The organism is Vibrio sp. 2-Bac 85 (genome assembly GCF_037546705.1).
Lineage (GTDB): Bacteria > Pseudomonadota > Gammaproteobacteria > Enterobacterales > Psychromonadaceae > Psychromonas.
Genome location: NZ_JALAAB010000001.1, coordinates 438101 through 457957, shown reverse-complemented (window position 1 = coordinate 457957; position 19857 = coordinate 438101). Strand labels below are relative to the sequence as shown.

Sequence of the window (19857 nt, the reverse complement as noted above, 5' to 3'; positions counted from 1 at the left end):
CAATTAATACTGAATCGTTTCAGCATAAATTGCAACTATTACATACTATTTTTGTTTATTTGTTATTCATGACGAGATATAGATCGTGTTTTTGAAGATGTTTATTATAAAAAACAAAAAGAATGCTTATTTGTCGTTCCGCGCTATTTGTTATTTTCTGTTGAAGTCAGTGCGCCACTTTTACTCTATTTTTACCGGAGGCTAGTTATACCAATCGTAATAATTAGTTGATCTATTTTACTTGCTAAAATGATTGTTTTTTCGTTAAAAGGTTCGTAAAGAGACCACCATTTACATCGACTTTCGCCACAAACTAAACAATTTTTCTGCGGAATATTCAGCTTAGATCACATTTTTAGGCCTTTAGTTGTAAGTAAAACCGCTTATATTTTGCTCATACAGTGAGTTTGCATCTTATAAATATTTTTTATGATTATGAGTGTGACTATCGCCAATGGAATATCCATTATATTAGAAACCTGGGATAATATATTTAACTTCATTAATTCAGGTAGTGTTTCAGCACTTGCAGATAATCTAAATATTGATTGGTTCAATATGTTAGATGAAAGCCACAGAGTCCACCAGATAGGAAGAGTGATACTTACTTTTGGATAACGCCAATCAAGCGGACTTTTACTGGTCATCCAGATCTCTTTCAATGCTAGATATGGCTTCCAAAGATTAAAGATAGGAATAAAGTAATATCCAATGGACCAAGCTGGCGTATGACTCATACTCTGTGCACCAAGCTGCCTTGCATTATGATTAGCTCGATAAATCCATTTTAAGATTAATATTGCCGAAGCAATAAAAGCAATGAGAGAAACGATGCCAGTAACTTGCAGTGATTGAATGACAAGCTCGCCATCAGCAAAAGCTTCTTCAAGTGAGGCATAAAAACCTTCTTGATAAGTAGCTAATAATCGAAATTCTAAAAAACCAAATATAATTGAGAAAATGGCAATTACAATCTGGGCATAAAGCACGTATTTAATCCATTGTGTTAGTCTTTCTAAACTTTTAACTGTTTGGTTTAAATTCGTCATATTGATCTCTCCTTTCACTACAAACAATGCTGCAGATATTTCATTAGTTCCTCTTTTAAAGGTAATGCTGTCATTGCGCCTTTTTGACTTGTCGCTAAAGCGCCACAACCATTTGCCCATTTCACAGCTTGACGAATATGTTTAATTTCGCTCCAATTGTTGTTCTGTGCAAGATGACTGATTAACCCACCAACAAATGCATCGCCCGCTCCCGTAGTATCGATTGGGGTAACTGCTTTTCCGGTGATCTGCTCTTTTTCATTTTGTGTCATAATTAATGCACCTTTGGCACCCTGAGTGATTAGTGTCAGTGTACTCTTGAACTTGGCAATGACTTTTAAACCCGCGTCTAACTCATTTGTATCGGTTAAAAATAATAGCTCGTCATCAGAAAATTTAATTACATCAGCCATGGCTACCGCTTTTAATATTACTGATTTTATTTCACTCGGTTCGTTCCATACCTCATCTCGTAGATTAGGATCAAAACTAATAAAACCACCTACTGATTTCATTTGTCGCATTGCATCAAAAGTACTACTTCTGCTTGGCTCATTCGCTAATGCAATGGAACATACATGTAACCACTGATTCTTTGAAAAATGTGGAATATCACTAGGAAGCAAGAATTGATCTGCACTTGGTTTTACCATAAAAGTAAAACTACGTTCACCAGAATCATCTAAATCAACAATGACAGTAGAAGTTCGTTGTTGTTCGTCAAGTAGCATAAAATCAGTATTTACGTTCTCGTTAGTCAGTATTTCTTTCATGAAACGACCGAGAGGATCCTGACCTACACGACCAAAAAACGCGCTATTTCCACCTAAGCGAGAGACTGCAACTGCAACATTAGCAGGGGCACCACCTGGGCACTTTAAATAGCTATTTTCGTTTTCTGGAATTAAATCTACAACGGCATCACCCGTTACCCAAATTTTGTTCATAATAGCGCCTATTTTTTATAGAGAAAACCAGTATTTTTCTCAAAATACTGGTTTAAATGATGACTAAAAGTTAGATTATGCGGTGGCTACTTTTAAAGGTTTAACTTTTTTTGAATCTTTCATTTTAGTGCGTTTACCAAGTACGATAGTTAGACCAAACGCTACAGCAAACGAAATTAACATGCCGATAATATAGGGCGTAACATCGCCTGAACGTATAGATATAATGCCTGGCAAACCGGCTGCTCCAAGCGCACTTGCTTTAACGTTAAACAGTGTAATGAATGCACTCGCCGTTGCAGCAGCAATAATTGCTGCAATAAACGGGTAACGAAATTTCAAATTAACACCAAACATTGCTGGCTCTGTAATACCGAGAAGTGCAGTCACGCCAGATGGAATTGCAATACCTTTCGTTTTGATATCTTTAGTTGTGAACCCGACTGCTAATGCCGCGCCTCCCTGTGCAATATTAGACATTGCCGCTATTGGGAAAATAAATGTACCACCCGTAACTGCAATATCAGCAAGCAGTTGTATTTCAATTGCAATAAAACTGTGATGCATACCTGTGATAACAAAGGGAGCATAGATGAAACCAAATAGCGCACCACCAATAAATCCAGCTGAATCGTATAACCAGTTTAGTCCATCACCTAGTAAGAATCCGATATCGCGAGTGAACGGCCCAACAATGGTGAAAGTAATAACGCCTGTAATAAAGATAGCTAGCAAGGGCGTTAAAAGGTTGTCTAATACAGAAGGGATAAACTTGCGTAAACCATTTTCAACTTTAGCTAAAATAAACGTAGCAACTAGTACAGGTAAAACAGAACCTTGGTAACCGACCTTTTGGATTTCAATGCCAAGAATGTTCCAAACCGGAATATCCCCCGCAACAGTTGCACCTGCAAAACCCCAACCGTTAAGTAGGTCTGGATGAACCATCAACATACCCAACGCCGCACCTAAGAAAGGGTTACCGCCAAACTTTTTACTAGCAGAAAAGGCTAAAAGGATAGGTAGGTAGACAAAAGGGGCATTAGCAAAGGTATTAATCATTGCGGCAAGGTCAGCTAAACCCGGATTTGCACTGACCAGTGATTCTCCATCGATGAATAACCCTGGCGCTACTAATACGTTAAATATCCCCATTAACAGACCACCTGCAACGATAGCTGGAATTATTGGTACGAAGATATCAGATAAATCTTTTACTGCTTTTTGAATAATATTTTGTTTCTCGGCGCCTGCTGAAGCGACATCTTTAGTACTCATCTCTTCAAGTCCTGTCAGCTTTGCCATCTCTGCATAAACTTGGTTAACAATTCCAGAACCAAATATAACTTGGTATTGGCCTGCTACTTTGAATTGGCCTTTAACGCCTTCAAGATCATCAATTGCCTTTTCATCGATTAGTGTTTCGTCTTCAACAGCAAGACGTAAGCGAGTAGCACAATGTGCCAATGCTTTAATATTATTTTTACCACCCAGCATTATTATAAGTTGGCTAGCGATTTTTGGATAATTCATAACTTCCTCCTAGTGAAATTTCAATTCCGTCTATCTTTAATTAATTATTGGGAACGTTTTCAAGGTGAGTTTCAGGTAATTTTAGCCCCTCAGCAAGCTGGTTAGGTATTAAATGTGATGCTTGTCATAATTAATATGCAATAAATGACCTGTTAATATTTTAAATTACAATTGAATGGCTGTTGTTTGCTATAATTGTTGCAAACATTCCCAATATGTAGGAAAAAATTCATGGCTGGATTGCACGAAGTTGCAAAATTATCAGGCGTATCGAAATCGACAGTCTCTCGTGTCATTAATAATGAATATGGCGTTAAAGCGAGTACCAAAGAAAAAGTGCAAAAAGCGATTGATGAGTGTGGTTATGTTGCTAATCAAGTAGCAAGAGATTTGAAATCACAAAAGACTCATCTCGTTGGCGTAATCGTGCCCCGCATGTCTTCATATGCAACCGCAAAGGGGCTTGATGGTTTAAGTTCTATTATAGATCAAGCAGGTAAACATGTTTTATTAGCAAATAGCCAACAAGATAATGAAAAAGAAATAGAGTACATCAAGCGTTTTAATCAAAAGCGTGTAGAAGGCATATTACTGTACGCAACACATTTAGACTCTGAACTGGTCAAAGCAATTAAGCAATCAGATGCTCCGGTTATATTAATAGGACAAGACGGTTCTTTATTTAATATTCCTAGTATTATTTATGATGATGTGAGTGTTGGTTTTAGTGCCGGACTAAGGCTTGTCGAAGCGGGAGCTTCAAACATAGGCTTCATTGGTGTGAATAGCCAAGATATTGCTGTTGACCAATGTCGTTTCCAGGGTTTAGAGCAATCTTTGTTGCATTTAGAGCAGGCTCCTCCTCTATTCCATAGTCGTGGGGAGTTCTCGATGGAGTCCGGATTTTTACAAACAAAAAAATTGCTACTTGATTGGCCACAATTGGATGGTTTATTTTGTGCGACAGATAGAATTGCAATAGGCGCAATGAAGGCGATCACTGAAGCTAATAAAGTCCCTGGTATTGACATCAAAGTACTTGGTGTTGGTAATGATGAGTTTTCTCAAGTGTGTACTCCGCGACTATCAACATTCAACTATAGCTTTGATTCTACAGGAAAAAAAGCAGCTCAGTTACTGTTGGATTTGATCGAAAATAAGCAGGGCGCTGTAAGTAAGTTAGTCATGAACTTTGAGAATATCTCTCGGGAAAGTTGTTGATAATTTAATATAAAGCAAATTAAATAGAGACTTATGTCCTTGTTATTTTCTTAAACTAAAGTCATCTAGCTATTGCATAAATATCCTTTAAGGCATATTCTGCAAACGTTCCCATTTTTTATGTGCTGTAGGTGTTTTATGTCGTTATTATCAATTATTAAAGAGTGTGGTGGTATTAGAAATGTAGTTCGTATTTTGTGCCCTGATTCGCGCATTATTATTGAGATCTTGAATTTTAATTTACTATCCAGCAAGGCAAAGCAACAAGCTTACAATTTACAGTTAAAGCAGATTACTTTTTGCAAAAGTGATATCGAAAATAAAGATGAATTTGAATCTCAATTGTTAGTTGTAGGCCATGCTATCGCACAGCAACAGTTAACCGCACTTGCACCTTGTATTCAGCCTACTAAATGTGAATACCGACCTGCTTGGCATATTTCACCGCCTCAAGGTTTGTTAAACGATCCCAATGGCTTTATTTATCATCAAGGGCAGTATCACTTGTTTTATCAATGGTATCCCTATAGTTGTGCACATAAAGATAAATATTGGGCGCATTTAACCAGTAAAGATTTAATTAAGTGGGATTGGCAACCTGTTGCACTAACACCTTCAGATTGGTTTGATAGTCACGGCGTTTTTTCCGGACATGCACTCAGTCAAGATGATAAATTAATGTTGTTCTATACAGGTAATGTCCGTATTGATGAAAATAGAGACAGGCATACCACTCAATGCTTAGCTACTTCAACGGATGGTATTAACTTTACAAAATATGGACCTGTTGTACCTGAACTGCCAGCAGGCGTAACACCACATTGCCGAGACCCTAAGGTTATTCGTCATAATGACCAATGGCTAATGTTACTCGGTGTTCAACGTGAAGATGAAGTTGGCCGTCTTGCGATTTACCGGTCAGATGATCTCAAAGCATGGGAATTTATTGCTTTGTGCGGTGATGAGCTTGGTGACTTTGGTTATATGTGGGAATGCCCTGATTTTTTCACTTTAAATAAACAAGACTTTATTGTAATTGGTCCACAGGGTATTAAATCACCTAGTCCACATCAAACCGTGCCACACCACAATGGTATTGTGAAAGCAAAGCTTGATGCAAGAGGTAAAGCAATGCTATCTGATTTTCAACATCTGGATCATGGTTTTGATTTTTATGCCCCTCAATCTCTTCTTACACCTGACGGGCGTCGAGTAATGAATGCTTGGATGGGACTTCCGGATGAAGTTGATCATCCGAGTGTAGACAATAATTGGTTACATCAATTAACAACGTTTCGTGAGTTGTCATTAGTTAATGGTAAGTTGTTGCAAACGCCTATTAAGGAACTGGAGCAATTACGTCGTCAGCATGTTTCGGTGCCAATAAACCAAACCTCTTTTGATTTAAAGAGTAAAACGTTTGAGTTAAAGATTTCAATGGAGTGGGGCAGTTCGTTGCGCTTACATCAATCAGAGCAAGGGTATTGTGAAATTCGTTTAGATAAAACAACAAAGACACTATTTTTAGACAGATCTAATACCCTATTGCGTGAAGGTGATACCGTTCGTGAGTTAGCGCTACCAGATTCAAAATCGGTACAGTTACAGATATTATCCGATACTTCTTCGTTAGAAATATTCATTAATGAGGGTGAAGCTGTGATGTCGACTCGCGTATTTACGAATAAAGATGCAACCCAAATCAGTTACGAAGGAGAGGTGGATTTCATCGATTGTTGGTTATATTGAATGAAAAAATCTTCAAAGGCCCCTATTTTACCGATGAAAAACTAGTATAAAAAATCCGAATATAAAAATTCGCTTTTTTATAGGTAAAATTTCTTTAATTGTGATGATATTGTTTTATTAGCAGATGAGTTTAAAAAAACAATAAAGTTAAACTACTTCTTTTGGACTCATTCCATGAATTTTTTTAAAAACTTTATAAAATTACTCATATTTTGAAATCCGATACTATAAGCAATATTAGAATAAGCTATGCTGAAAAAAGTCCTGAAGCTTTTTTAAACACTCGTAATCTTACCCTGGGTATTACATTACTTTTGGAAAACCGATATAGGTTCTAACGGATATACTAGCAAGCTATTCTGCTTCTAAAAAATGATTAATAACAAGTGTAGAGCACTCAACTGTTCAGTATGAAAATAATTAGGGTGAACTCTCACATCAGCCTACTCGATAGCAATAACGACAGATGCGGAAATTCAAATCACAGGGCCAAGCCCAACGTTTTTAAGTTGCTAGGGGTAGTAAATAACCTATTTCGTTTTGGCCGTCATTTAATGCAGCGAAGCACTATTGCTCATTTTCTGAATGGATGCAGGTGAGTTGCGTCCCAAACTAGATTAAGGATAATTTTATAGCCTTTAACTATCTATCATCGATAAGATAATTGGACTCCCTCTACATCTTCGTTAGCGTGTAGAGTAATATCATTGTTACCACGCAAAATATTAAAGGAGTCCTCAATGGATAATACAATAGTTGGTGTTGATTTAGCAAAAAGAGTCATTCAAGTTTGTATTTATACAAATAAAAAAGTGCATTCGAATATCGAAATGACATCTGATGAATTTTTACTTTGGTTATTTCAACAAAAGCCTGTAACTATTATCTATGAGGCGTGTAGTGGCTCTAATTATTGGAAACAAAAAGCAATTGAAGCGGGCCATAAAGCGTTATTGATTTCAGCTCAATTGGTATCGACGATAAGACAAAACCAAAAAATAGATAAAAATGATGCGCTTGCAATTATACAAGCATCACAATTGGCTGAGATTGGTTTTATTAATGGCAAAACGCACAAGCAACAGCAGCTTCAAACTATCTTGAAACTCAGGGAGCTAGCAATTAAACACCAAACTGCATTGCGGAATCAATTAGTTGCTTTACTTGCTGAATTCAATATTCATTGCTCAAGCAGAAACGGTGGTATTAAATCTGCGATAGCAAATCTACTTGAAGATTTTGATAATGGTTTCACTTGTGAATTCAGGGCTACCATCAATGCAGCTTATGCTCACCTCATTGCACAATCAGAAATTATTGAACAATATAATAAACAATTAGCGCATTCCATTGAGCAACACGAAGATTGTAAGCGATTGTTACGAATAGAAGGCGTTGGCCCGATTAATGCCATCAATTTATATGTTGCACTTGGGTGTGGTGATATAGGCACTTTCAAGCGAGGCAAAGATGCATCCGCTTGCATAGGTTTAACGCCAAAGCAATATTCATCGGGTGGCATCATTAAGCTTGGTGCCATTGGCAGTCGAGTTAAGCATGGTAGATTACGTAGCCAATTAATTGTAGGTGCGATGGCAGTTGTTACTCACCTCGCCAAAAGAACACCTAAAACAAAAAAAGAATGTTGGCTCATGGGGTTAATCGAACGCAAAGGTAAAAAATGTGCAGCGGTTGCCTTGGCAAATAAAACAGTTAGAACGGCTTTTGCAATGCTAAGCCAAGGAACAGAGTATAAAGCAGAGTTATTAGCTGTTTAAAAAGGTCCCACAATAAAATGCAATAACGAAGATAAAAATCAGCATATTAAATCAGTTGTCAACTAAGAGTCTTGAACTCGTCGATAAGATATTGATAATATGCTCGCGAAAATATCCTAGAGCCAGGGTTCGCTACTCTATTTAGAGCTCGTACATAAGTTCGCATTAAATTCTTCGATTATTCACTTTGTTGTTGACAAGGGGGAGTCCACATAAGTTGACAATACCCAATACCCATAGGCCTTTCGGATGTTAACTACCCCTGAACGAGCCAGCTCAGAAAGCACTTGGTAAAATTTATCAGCTGGAGCATTATCGGCGTCAATAAATACTGCAATTTTATTTTTATCCTTCATCTATCACTCCATCATTTTTAGGTTTGTTTATCATCATAATACCCATCATGTGAATTAAAAAACTAAGGCTGTTTGACGAGTATTTTTTTCTAGGTTTTTGTGGCTTTGCTTGTTTAATATCTAGGGTTCCTAATGAATTGAGTTGCTCAAATTCCCTTGTTTTTTTAGCTTGGTTTTCTTTACTAATTGCTTTAATCGAAGATTCATCAGGATGAATAAGTTCTAATCGTACATGGCCTCTACCCGTCGCACCTGTTGATTTTGCTTTTTTACCCTTTCTAGTTTTAATATTTTTATAAGCGACTTCCCATTCATCAAGCACTGCGCTTTGTTCGATAGTGTAAGTGACAACGCGCCAATAGCTTTTAGGAACGATATTTTCAAATGCGTTTAAAAAATACTCCAAGTCTTCCGGCCAATTGAAATTAATGCCTGATTGATTCATACACTGGTTACGTAATGCATGTTTTAGCATATTGATAATGCGTTCTTTGTTTTTGTTATCATCGTTATTTTCTTTGAATTTAGTACGCATGTTGATGATTATCTTATCTAGAAAAGCGAGTTCTTTACTGCTTGGTGGTTTTCCTTGAAGTAATGATGAAGGGCGAGAGTGTCGAGGTGCAGGATTACTTCTTCTCGTCTTTATTTTTTGAATATGCTTAGCGTTGTCTATCCAGCGTTGAATCATCTGAATCTTGATATTAAATTCAATCGCTAATAGCTCAGGCGCATAGCCTTCTTCTATTTTTTTGAGAATATCGTAGCAGAGCATGATGCTTACATGCTTGTTTTGAGCCTCTTCTTGCTGTTTAGCTTTAAACTCTGTCGCGTCAAGCAACTTAGGCTCCAATCTATCTATTTTGAGCTTTACGTTCAATTCATCATAGCAATGCTCGATTCGTACTGTACTTGAGTGCGCTGTTTGCAAATCAGTAAAGTGGCGGCGACTTGTTAAACCAAAAGCTCGATTCTCCTGTGGTGTAATGCTATGCGTTGATTTAGATAGCTTATGGGCAACAATCCAATCACAAAAGTGAAAGTAATTACTAAAGCAAGTTACCGGTGTCGCATGACCATCAAAACGCGCAATTCCATAGTACTTATTGCGTAATGATTGACCGCAGATAAGTTGTGTAATTGCTTGGCTTTGCTCTTTTGAGTAAGGTACTGCATTTGGGAGTAGGGCATAAGCATCATCAACTTCGACCATTAGCTGTATGCGACTAATGCAACTATGCCTTAGGTGATGAAACACCAAAAAATCTAGTTGTGATAGGTGGCGCAAGATGCCGGAAATGGTACTTGAAACATAAAGTTCATCAAAAGGCGTGTAAATATCGCTACCTAACGTAAAAGCAATATTATCATCGGCCATTGATAAGATGCGTTTGCGTGCAATGCAATCTCGAACAAGCGTATTTTCACTCTCTGTCAGCAGTGGGTACAGTGGTACCTTTCTTAAGGAGGCTGGCTTCTTATTATTAGCAATTTTATTGCTGCGAATTTGCATCCAGCCAACCTCTGACTTTTCAATGAAACTGAGTGTTAATTTTCTTATTTCACCAATACGCAGGTTGCAACGGAAGCTGAGAATGGCAATGCATTTTAATGTGTCTTTATTGTCATTACTTAAGTTGTTCAAGTTATCTATTTCTTGCAAGGTAGCCTTGAAAAGTACCTCATCAATAAATCCTGCGCGGGTATGATTAGATTGTTTAGCATTATTGTTAATAGGCTCAAGTAACGCGGGAAACTCAAATTGTGATACACAAAACCCGTGCAAGTCACTAATGCGCTTTGTTAGGCTTTGTTTTACTTTTTCTGTAGGGGAATTTTCAATTATCTCCCTGTATATTTCAGCTATTTGGCTGTGAGATATGCCTTCAATATTTTCGCCTTCAAATGCAAATAGCCAACGACGAGTTAATAATGAGTGGTAGTTTGCAATTGTTTTGGGCCCACATGTTGTGTCTAACTTATAAGTAAACCATTGCAATAGTGCTTGCTGTTCAATTGGTAGGGGCAACTTTGCAATACTTAATAGCGCATTTTTAAGTGTTTTTTCTGAACGTTTTTGTTTTGGCTCTGCTTTTTTTAAGGCGACCTTAAGTCGGTGAAATAGATCGCTATTTGTCTTTTGAGAATGATGAATAGCAGTAGATACGTAGGCTGGTGTATCACTTGTGTTGGCGTTTGGCTTAAACCCTCCTTGAACGACTAACGTGGTGCCAATTCTTGCAAGGTTATTCAATGGCAAAGAATAAGACTTTGTACGTCCTGATACATATTCAGACAGCGCTTGATTAATGTTAACGCCTTCAGTTCGCTCTACAATATAGGCTGCCACTTTACATAGCTTATTTAGTGAAGCAGGGAAATATTCTAACCCCCTATCCATACCGAATGTGAGTTGATTATAAAGGGCTAAGTGAGATGTAGGAGGCTTCCTGCTTTTTATGTTTAATGATTGCCATTGTTTGATCAGCCCTAATGTAAAAGGTGATAAATAGCACTGACTTTGTGTTGTGCTATTCCCTACCTCATCGTATACGTTTGTATTAAAGCCAGGTGCTTTATAGCTTAATGTAATTAGCGGAAGGCCTCCTGCATTAACGATGTTTAAAGGAGATAAAAGTTGTTTTGAAAACGCAACAATTAGCGGGTAACTGCAATGACCGGAGTGACACATGAACGAAAGTACTAATGCTTGAAAGTGTTGATCAATGGTTCTTTCTGCTGGTGGTTGCGCTATAAAATTCTCATACCAACCACGGTATTCTTGTTCAAATGCCCAAGCTGTGCGTATCCAGTTACTATTTTTCGTTTGTTTCTCTGGTTTAGCTGTGAATAAATAAGCTGGTGCGCTTACTTGCCAATTATGTTTTTTCCGATAATTTTCAACCGTATTAACAGCGCGATTAAATGCGAGCTTAAAGTCACGCGCCTCACCAAATGTTTTACGAAGCATCTCTTCCATTTTTTCCCATTGAGGCAGGAATTCAACTTGTTGAAGCGGACGCTCAACAGGTAGGAAGTCATCAACGATTTTACTCGCTTTGGCTAATACACGGCGTATCTCATCATTTCTGTTTTTCTTCCTAGCTTTAACGCCAATTCCCTTAGACATATGCGACTTCCTTAACGGCAATTCGCTGTAGTAAGTTCCCAACAAGGAGGGATATTTCTCGCAAGTCTTCAATGCCAATGCTGCTAAATTGTGAGAAAGCAGTTTGGCTAATGCCTGTGTGACCCATCCACGCATCCATTAAATCAGGTGCAACTTTGCTCTTATGTAAAAGCGTCCTTAATTGATGACGATGCCAGTTAGGCGGTAGTGGGAAGTAATCAAATTGTAGAATAATCGTTTCTGGCGTTGATTCTTCGAATAATTTTTCAGGGGCTTGGGTATTGCGGTAGAAAAATAGATGCTCTCGGCTATTTAAGATTTTTTGGTAGCGTTTACTTAATTGCGGGTTTGTATTCTTAAAGTAGCGTGCAGCCTGTGATACGAACGCTAAATATTGTTCAACTATTTTTACTGTCAGTGGCGGAATAATAACAATACGGCCTGATCCTATCGCTAATGAATCCTTATCTGCAATGTAATACTCACCAGAAAAAAGGTTTAAATCAGACTTCTTACCTAGCCATCCTGTTACTGGTCGATAACCAGACGATAATCCCAGCACCATTTGTGTATAGGATGTGATCAAATCATGGTGGTCAGCTATAAACCAGTAGTTCTTGTTTGTTGTGCTTTTATTGATACGTGTAATTAACTTATTCATTAAGCTAGAAAGGATATCTTCAGACACATCTAGGGTAGAGCCTAGCTGCCTGTTATCACTCACTCCTTTTATCTTTGGCAACTTTTTCATTGAGATAGTGGGACGAGAAATAGAAAGTGTAGGTGCTATTTTATAAAGGTAATCAACAAAGTTATTAAAGGCGTTACTCAGGTTTTCAATATCAATATGGGTATATGAAAGGGCTGGTAATTTTTGTACATCAGGATCTGATATTAGCTGTGTTAATACGGGATCAATGCCTACCTGTTTTTGGTGATGGCTTAGAAATCCGCTAATTTTATTTAATGTTAAGTGCGTGTGGTGTTGCTTATTAATAAGAGACAAAATAGCTGAAAGGTCTTCCTTGCTGACTTGCTTTAAAAGCTTTGCATCTTTTAGATAGCGTGGAAATATAATATCAAAATATTTACTGACATCTGGTAAATAAAGTGCAACTTCAGGACGTTGCTTTTGAGATGGAATTACATGCTTTCGGGTGAGCATACTATTTCCGTTTTTAAGGTTAAATTTTGTGTCAATAATTTGCGGATGGCTATTACCCAAAAACAGCATCAGTATGAGGCACTTTACAACTGGTTTTTGCTCTTCAGCTGAAGAGTAATAATGATTTTCACAATAAGCTAATAGTTGGTGTATCTCAAACTCTGTTGCTTGATTTATATTGCAGGAGGAGGATATTTTATTCTGGATTATATGATCTGAAATCGCCTTTGCTTTCACGGCCTGATTGCCATAATGAGAGTGCGAATGATGAGTTGCTGGCTCTTTTACAGTAACGATGACGAACTCTTTATCATTACCTATGTTTTCTTCTTTTTCCCATTTCTCTGTCACCTTTTTCTGGCTTGAGAACACCTTTACGTCAATGTTGCTTTCGCCCTCTAGTTCAGCATCTTCATACGTCATTTCAAGCATTGCATGTCGGCTAGTGAATTCTCGAGTCCCTGCGCTTCTTTCTATTCCCTTTTTATCTTCAGAGCATTTACTTAGGGGAGTGTGATAATGGGCTAATTGAGCATCAATAGCTTGAGTGAATTTTTTCGATAAGTCACTGTTAGGTAAACTCTCTCGTTTATCTTCAAAATCAGTAATCAGATCTGGTAGGTAACGATTACCCACTTTGTTAAGTCGCGGCAAGTGTGGGGCAAGGTTTTCTCTTTTCCCTTTTGCATAAAACCTTATTTCATTACAGGCGCGTTCGATAAGCCCCGGAGTACTCCCCATAAAAATTAGTTTAATCGCAACAGATAACATTAGTGCTTTGTATTGATCGAATTGTTCTAAGTCATAAGAAGCCCTGATGGGAACAGAGGCTAGCATTGCGGGGAGATAGTAAATGTCTAGGTTGCCTTTACATTCTTCCAATAACGCTTCTTTTGTGCAGGGCGGATGTTGTGAATATTCTTTTAACTTTGCTTGCAGTAGAATATCCTCATCAAAACTTCTTTTTAAAGCGGGGGCAAGTAGTTGAGTTAGTCGAATTACTTCTTGCGAAATACAAGAGAGGGCGTCTTTTTTAAATGAAACTGGAAACAGGGTCATAAAGAATATTTCAATATTCTCTTTTTCAAATCTTGCTTTAACGTCATCTTCTGTCATTGATAATCCCCATGCTTATGGTATATTTTTAGTTAGAAGTGCTAATATTGTTGAAAACTTAATTTGGATAAAACAAATGATTAAGCGTAAAAAAGAAAATATGGATTTAAAAAATCAAATCTACCGTACCGTTGCTAGCTCTACCGCAATTGAAACCGGTGAATCTATTCGCGAGCTCGAGAAGAAGTTGAAAAATAAAGAAAGTAAGTTCAACTGGCTGACTTTGGCATAAGCACGTCAGTTATTAATCTCTCCATATGTTGGTAATCACCAGCAACACCCGCTTGGATAGCTTTAAAATAAAAGTCTTTATTTTCATCCCACAGGTCGTAGTTCAAAAGTGCAAAGCCAGCCTTATGTGCAATCACATCCAGTAGTAATCGAGAAATTCTCCCGTTACCTTCTCTGAAAGGGTGGATCAAAATAAATTCCACATGCACTTTAGCTAAAAAATGAATTAATGACTCTTCATCTATGTTCGGCAAGCCCTTAAATTTATTGAGTAGTGATTTTTCAAAGTTATCTAAAAGTGCAGGGATTTGTCTAGCGGCTGCAAAATCAAAGTTTCCTTTGCGCATATTTACAGATCGTGTTGTGCCTGCCCATCCATAAATATTGCCCAGCCATTTTCGGTGCCACTCTTGAATATCTGCGATCGTTAATGAATCTGGTGAATGTATAACATCATCAAATAAGTGCTGGTATAGCTGAACAAGTAAAACACTTTCAGCGTCATTTATTTCAAGCTCAGAAATAATACCTAGTAAATTTTTTAGAACCTTAGAATCAGATCCAGCTTGAAATTCACCTTCTGATGAATTTACGTCGTATTTCTTAGTCATCTGCAATCCTTTGTGAATCATTTATCGGTCTAATGATTAATAAGCTTGGATGTTATAAAAGTAGCTCTGCTCTCATTTCATTTAAAATGTCATCTTTACTAATGACTTTATTCCCTTTATTTTTTTCTCTAATTACAGTTCTCTGATTCGCAATAGTGCCACGACATATTGAAGCTAATTCTGCTAATTTAGGCTCAGACAAATGACCTGCGCCATAAAGTGTTCTTATGAAATGTTCTGGCATTTTTTCATTGGTTTGATTCATGAAGTGGCCGAGTGATTTCATATCAATTGACGAATGAATTTTTTCAATGATCCCAGACCAAGCTAATTCAGATATCTCATATCCAGATAAGTTAGGAGAATAAATGAGAATGTTGGTGGAGGAAAAGTCAGTTTTAGTTAGATCAAAAGCGGTGTGCTCGAAACCTGAAATTATTTGAATAGAGGTGTCACTTTGGATTGCATGTAGGGTCATCGACTTGGTAAAAAAATCAGTTGATGAGGTTGGGAGCTTTTCAATATTGAACAATTTTTCTATTGAAATGAAAAACTCAAATGCAATAGTTGCATCTTTATGAATCTCAAAAGTAAAATTTTTCTTCTTATTCGCACCTAGAATTTTGACCATTAGCACTACTCAAATTACCTTTTTAGTATAAATACTATACGATCTGTTGTGACCAAATACAAAGAAACTACCGTATTAATAGGTGTTTTGTGATGTTAAATGGTGTTAATTATTTTCTTTTAAGTTATCTCTAATCCGATGTTTTTAATGAAGTTATTGTTTTTCTTGGTGTTTTTGTACTGAAAACAAAAACTAGGGGGTAAGCCTTCCAAGCTGATAATGCGGGTTCGATTCCCGCTGCCCGCTCCAAGTTTCTTTATAGAAAGTAACTTTAAAACCAAGCTCTTATGCTTGGTTTTTTTGTTTCTGCTTTCTGAAAAAAATGGTGACCATTCGATGCCAAAGTCTATTTTTTAATGGTGTTGATAGTAATCCATTTTCTCGTTTCTATTCCTCTGGCTTTACTTCTAATTTTTTGCTTTGAAGCTCATAAAGTTCTCCAACCTCAACTTCTAAATGTTCACATTATATTTCTATAGCACTTCACTCCACCCACGTAGCTGTTTCGGTATTACCAATTTAATAACTAACTCATATCTTTAAACGATTATTAAAATGACGGGGAAGCTGGTCATTAAAAGTTGTGACAGATAAATTGAGAAGTTATTCAACCACTAACAAGCATTAATGCCAAGTATCGAACATTTCACTTAATAACGAATGTAAGCTCTCACATCAGACCACTCGGCAGTAAGTTCGGCCAAATTATAGAGTCAAGCTCAGCGGTCTTTAAGTGGTCACGGTGTGACAAATTATTTGTTAAAAAGAGTTAATCATAGTGATTTAGAAAGGTATGGGAGTTCAACCCTTAGCCTAGATTATAGACTTATAAAATAGTAACCCATTAATTTTAGTTATACCTTCCTCAGTTATTCTTTATCCCTAAGCGGTACTACATCCTATTTTAATAACTCCAGAATATTGCTCAAATAAAATGCGATTTCCGTCACTAATTATGATGTTTGTTGCTATATGGTGAGTCGAAATAAGTATTCGATAAACAGTTATTCGATCATTAAACCCTTTCATTTTATTAAAAAGGTTATACCAATGACAAAGAAACCTAACATATTTATTTTCATGACAGATCAGCAAAGAGGTGATTCATTAACTAATCCGTTAATTGAAATGCCAAATGTACGATCTCTGATGAAAAGTGGTGTGAATTTTAAAAATACGCATTGTCCATCACCACATTGTTGCCCGTCGCGAGCTACCTTTTTTACGGGAAAATATCCAACTGAGCACGGCGTATGGAATAATGTATGTGTGCAAAACGCATTATCCGATAGATTAACCCCTGGGATACCATTGTTTTCAGAAAACCTTAAAGAACAAGGTTATCGAATGGGGTATTCAGGTAAATGGCATGTTAGTTATGAAACTGGCCCTGAAGATCATGGGTTTGAAGAAGTTTACGTTACTTCAAATAAAAGAACAAAACCCGACGAAGCGACTAAACATATGAGCTCGGGTTGGGAAGTTTATAAAAAACTCGCTAAAACACGAGATGAAGACGTAGACACTCCGAGAAAAGTGGGGCAAATAAAACGCGCAGGCTATCCTAATTACAATCACTATGGTTCGAAAGATAACCCATTTAATGATTTTGATGTCGTCAATGCAGCAATAGAAAAACTTAATGAAATACAAGAAGATGGTAATCCTTGGTTATATTATTTAGGCACTCTCGGGCCTCATGACCCATATTTTGTACCTCAAAAATTTTTAGATATGTATAAAGATGTTGATATTGAACTGACGGATATTCATTTTGATGATCTTCATGATAAACCTCACCTGTATCAGCGAACTCAGAAAGCATTTAATCAATTATCAATAGAAGAAAAAAAGGATGCCATTATCCACTATATGGCGTTTTGCACCTATGAGGATTATCTTTTTGGATTAGTGCTCGACCAGCTTAAAAAACGTAGTGATTTCGACGATACTCTTATTTTATTTACAAGTGATCACGGGGATTACAACGGTGAGCATGGCCTATGGTGTAAGGGTTTGCCTGCCTTTAAAGGTGCGTATCATATCCCAGCAGTGATTAGTTGGAAAAATGGATTAAAAAATCCTAATCGCACCATTGATGCGCCTGTTTCATTAGCTGATTTTGCTCCTACATTTTTAGAACTTGTTAATGAAGATACATCGACATTAACGGGGCAAAGTTTATTACCCTTTATTTACGATAAGAAGCCAGAACCATGGCGTGAATATTCATTTACCCAGACTAATGGCAATGAGATTTATGGCATACAACGTGCGGTATTCAATGATAAATGGAAACTGGTTTATAACTCTTTTGATTATGATGAACTTTACAATTTGGAAATTGATCCTGATGAGTTAGTTAATTTAGCGACGGATGATAAATATAAAGACATAAAAAAATCTTTATATCGCGAATTGTGGTCTTTTGCCGAGTCGGTAAATGATAAATGTTTAAACCCCTACATAATGGTTGGACTTGCCGAGTTTGGTCCTGCATATGCGTATGAATAACAGAGGATATTAATATGAACAGTTGGACAATAATTTCATTTGTAGCATTTACCGCACTTGTGGCTTACATATCTTGGCGAGCAACAAAACAAGAAGATTTAACAACATCTACAGGTTACTTTTTGGGAGGGCGAGGCCTAACTGGTTTACAAATAGGTACTTCAATACTGCTAACTAATTGGTCAGCAGAGCAATTAATTGGACTTAATGGACAAGGATTCGCAGTTGGCCTTTCTAATATGGGGTGGGCTGTAACAGCTGCTCTTGGCTTGATAATAATGGCTGTCGTTTTCTTACCTTATTTTTTAAGCCGAGGAATAACCACTCTGCCTGAATTAGTCGAACAAAGGTTTGGTAGCGGCGCTCGTAATTTTATGTCGTATTGTATTCTGGTGGGATTAGTTTTCATTCTACTTCCTGCTGTTCTCTACGCGGGGGCAATTGGTTTAAGTAAAGTCTTTGATATTTCTGGCCTACTTAACCTTTCAGATAATGCAGCACTAATAGGAACGATTGCTTTTATTACTATTATTGGCAGTATTTATGCGATTTTTGGTGGTCTGAAAGCGGTCGTTATCTCGGATACAATTAATGGCATTGGGTTCTTCTTCGGTAGTATTTTAGTGCTAGTTTTGGGATTAAACGCTTTAGGTGGCGGTAGTATATCTGAAGGCGTTCATCGATTAGTTGTCGATAATCCTCAAATGTTAAATGCAGTTTCTGCTCCGAAAGTAACAGTGCCTTTTTCTGCCATATTTACTGGTATGATTTTGATCAATCTTTATTTTGCTTGTGCCAATCAGTTGATTATACAGCGTGCTCTAGGTGCTAAGAATTTAGCTGAAGGGCAGAAAGGCATCCTGATGGCGGGAGTGGTAAAAATTCTGAGTATCGGCATTTTGTTAATACCAGGTATTATTGCTTTTCATCTTTATGGCACAGAAGGTATTAAAGCCGATGAAGCTTATCCACTATTGATTAATCGTCTCATGCCTGATTATTTGGTTGGTATTTTTGGTGCGGTATTATTTGGTGCAGTTGTTTCTACGTTTAATTCAATTATAAATACATGTTCTACTATTTTTGCTCTGAATATTTATAAACCATTTAGTAAATCTAACTCTGATATGAAATGTATTTCAGTTGGTAAAAAGTTTGGCGCTGTTATTGCCGTCATGGCTGCTTGTCTTGCACCATTGATTCAATATGCAGATGCTGGAATGTACATGTTTGTGCAAAAATTTAATGCTTCGCTTCATTTACCAATACTATTGATTGTTGTTGTAGGTATGGTTTCCAAACGTGCGACTGCTAAATCAACGATTACAGGTGCCATTGCCTATGTTGTTTTCTCATTATTCTTAAATTATATTTATACTGGTTGGCATCTACATTTCCTTCATAAAGCAGCTATCTTATTCGGATTAAGTCTTGCCATTACATGGTTCATGACCATAAGAAATCCTGATACATCAAACAAAGTATTATTACCTATAGTAGATGTTGTCGATTTAACTCACTGGAAACATATACGTATCGCTTGCGTTATGACCTTTGTGTTAATGGTCGCTACTTATGTCATGGCTTCTTCTGCGGGTATTGTTACTGAGCCTGAAAATATTGCTCGAAACCTTATCACTATTTTAGTTGGATCAATCATCTCTGTTTTTGTATTGAACATATTAGTTAAAGCCCTTTTAGCTAAACATCATGCAAAGAAGCAAGCTGAGGTAGAGGTCTTAAGCTAGGTTAGATTTATTAACACTCTATGTATTTGTTATTAAAACGAAGGCATAGAGTGTTTTTTTATGAACAAAGAATAAGAG

The 19857-nt window shown here is 37.1% G+C and carries 14 protein-coding genes; 6 read left to right on the top strand and 8 right to left on the bottom strand.

The genetic code is table 11. The annotated features are described in order from the left end of the window. Positions 1–383: 383 nt before the first annotated feature. The 3 genes from MT390_RS01945 to MT390_RS01935 all read right to left on the bottom strand — a co-directional run bounded on the left by MT390_RS01945 (position 384) and on the right by MT390_RS01935 (position 3529). Complete coding sequence (locus MT390_RS01945) at positions 384–1049, bottom strand: DUF4328 domain-containing protein (protein WP_499439290.1); 666 nt, start codon at positions 1047–1049, stop codon at positions 384–386. A 17-nt stretch (positions 1050–1066) separates the two neighbouring features. Continuing rightward, positions 1067–1996: a fructokinase gene (cscK, locus tag MT390_RS01940; RefSeq protein ID WP_499439288.1), complete on the bottom strand. Its 930-nt coding sequence runs from the start codon at positions 1994–1996 to the stop codon at positions 1067–1069. Positions 1997–2071: 75 nt separating this feature from the next. Continuing rightward, the gene (locus MT390_RS01935) at positions 2072–3529 is read right to left on the bottom strand and encodes a sucrose-specific PTS transporter subunit IIBC (RefSeq protein ID WP_499439287.1); all 1458 of its coding nucleotides are present in this window, start codon (positions 3527–3529) and stop codon (positions 2072–2074) included. Positions 3530–3760: 231 nt separating this feature from the next. Here MT390_RS01935 and MT390_RS01930 point away from each other — a divergent pair, with 231 nt between their 5' ends. The 3 genes from MT390_RS01930 (at position 3761) to MT390_RS01920 (ending at position 8277) form a co-directional block, all read left to right on the top strand. After that, positions 3761–4750 (top strand): LacI family DNA-binding transcriptional regulator, encoded by a 990-nt coding sequence (locus MT390_RS01930; RefSeq protein ID WP_499439285.1) that lies wholly within the window; start codon positions 3761–3763, stop codon positions 4748–4750. 138 nt (positions 4751–4888) lie between these two features. Continuing rightward, positions 4889–6499, top strand: coding sequence for a glycoside hydrolase family 32 protein (locus MT390_RS01925; protein ID WP_499439283.1), 1611 nt, complete (start codon positions 4889–4891; stop codon positions 6497–6499). 740 nt (positions 6500–7239) lie between these two features. Continuing rightward, positions 7240–8277, top strand: a complete 1038-nt coding sequence (locus tag MT390_RS01920) for an IS110 family RNA-guided transposase (RefSeq protein ID WP_499439282.1) — start codon at positions 7240–7242, stop codon at positions 8275–8277. Between the two features lie 182 nt (positions 8278–8459). On the opposite strand, the gene MT390_RS01915 is transcribed toward MT390_RS01920, so the two are convergent. From MT390_RS01915 to MT390_RS01905, 3 genes are read right to left on the bottom strand one after another with little or no spacing between them, the layout of a single operon-like run. Next, positions 8460–8633 (bottom strand): NYN domain-containing protein, encoded by a 174-nt coding sequence (locus tag MT390_RS01915; protein WP_499439281.1) that lies wholly within the window; start codon positions 8631–8633, stop codon positions 8460–8462. Then, positions 8623–11763 carry a site-specific integrase gene (locus MT390_RS01910; RefSeq protein ID WP_499439279.1) on the bottom strand — a complete coding sequence of 1047 codons (3141 nt, stop codon included), beginning with the start codon at positions 11761–11763 and terminating at the stop codon, positions 8623–8625. Before MT390_RS01910 ends, MT390_RS01915 begins: the two co-directional genes overlap by 11 nt. After that, positions 11756–14044 (bottom strand): hypothetical protein, encoded by a 2289-nt coding sequence (locus MT390_RS01905; RefSeq protein WP_499439278.1) that lies wholly within the window; start codon positions 14042–14044, stop codon positions 11756–11758. Before MT390_RS01905 ends, MT390_RS01910 begins: the two co-directional genes overlap by 8 nt. A gap of 76 nt (positions 14045–14120) precedes the next feature. On the opposite strand from MT390_RS01905, the gene MT390_RS01900 reads away from it, so the two are divergent. Then, on the top strand, positions 14121–14276 hold the full coding sequence (locus MT390_RS01900) for a hypothetical protein (RefSeq protein ID WP_499439276.1): 156 nt from the start codon (positions 14121–14123) through the stop codon (positions 14274–14276). Here the strand turns inward: MT390_RS01900 and MT390_RS01895 are convergent. Beyond that, positions 14254–14886: a Fic/DOC family protein gene (locus MT390_RS01895; protein ID WP_499439274.1), complete on the bottom strand. Its 633-nt coding sequence runs from the start codon at positions 14884–14886 to the stop codon at positions 14254–14256. The genes MT390_RS01900 and MT390_RS01895 overlap by 23 nt on opposite strands. 52 nt (positions 14887–14938) lie before the next feature. Continuing rightward, positions 14939–15517: a hypothetical protein gene (locus tag MT390_RS01890; protein ID WP_499439272.1), complete on the bottom strand. Its 579-nt coding sequence runs from the start codon at positions 15515–15517 to the stop codon at positions 14939–14941. Between the two features lie 1050 nt (positions 15518–16567). On the opposite strand from MT390_RS01890, the gene MT390_RS01885 reads away from it, so the two are divergent. Both MT390_RS01885 and MT390_RS01880 read left to right on the top strand, forming a co-directional pair. Further along, on the top strand, positions 16568–18031 hold the full coding sequence (locus MT390_RS01885; protein ID WP_499439271.1) for a sulfatase family protein: 1464 nt from the start codon (positions 16568–16570) through the stop codon (positions 18029–18031). A gap of 14 nt (positions 18032–18045) precedes the next feature. After that, positions 18046–19779, top strand: coding sequence for a solute:sodium symporter family transporter (locus MT390_RS01880; protein ID WP_166368742.1), 1734 nt, complete (start codon positions 18046–18048; stop codon positions 19777–19779). Positions 19780–19857 lie beyond the last annotated feature (78 nt).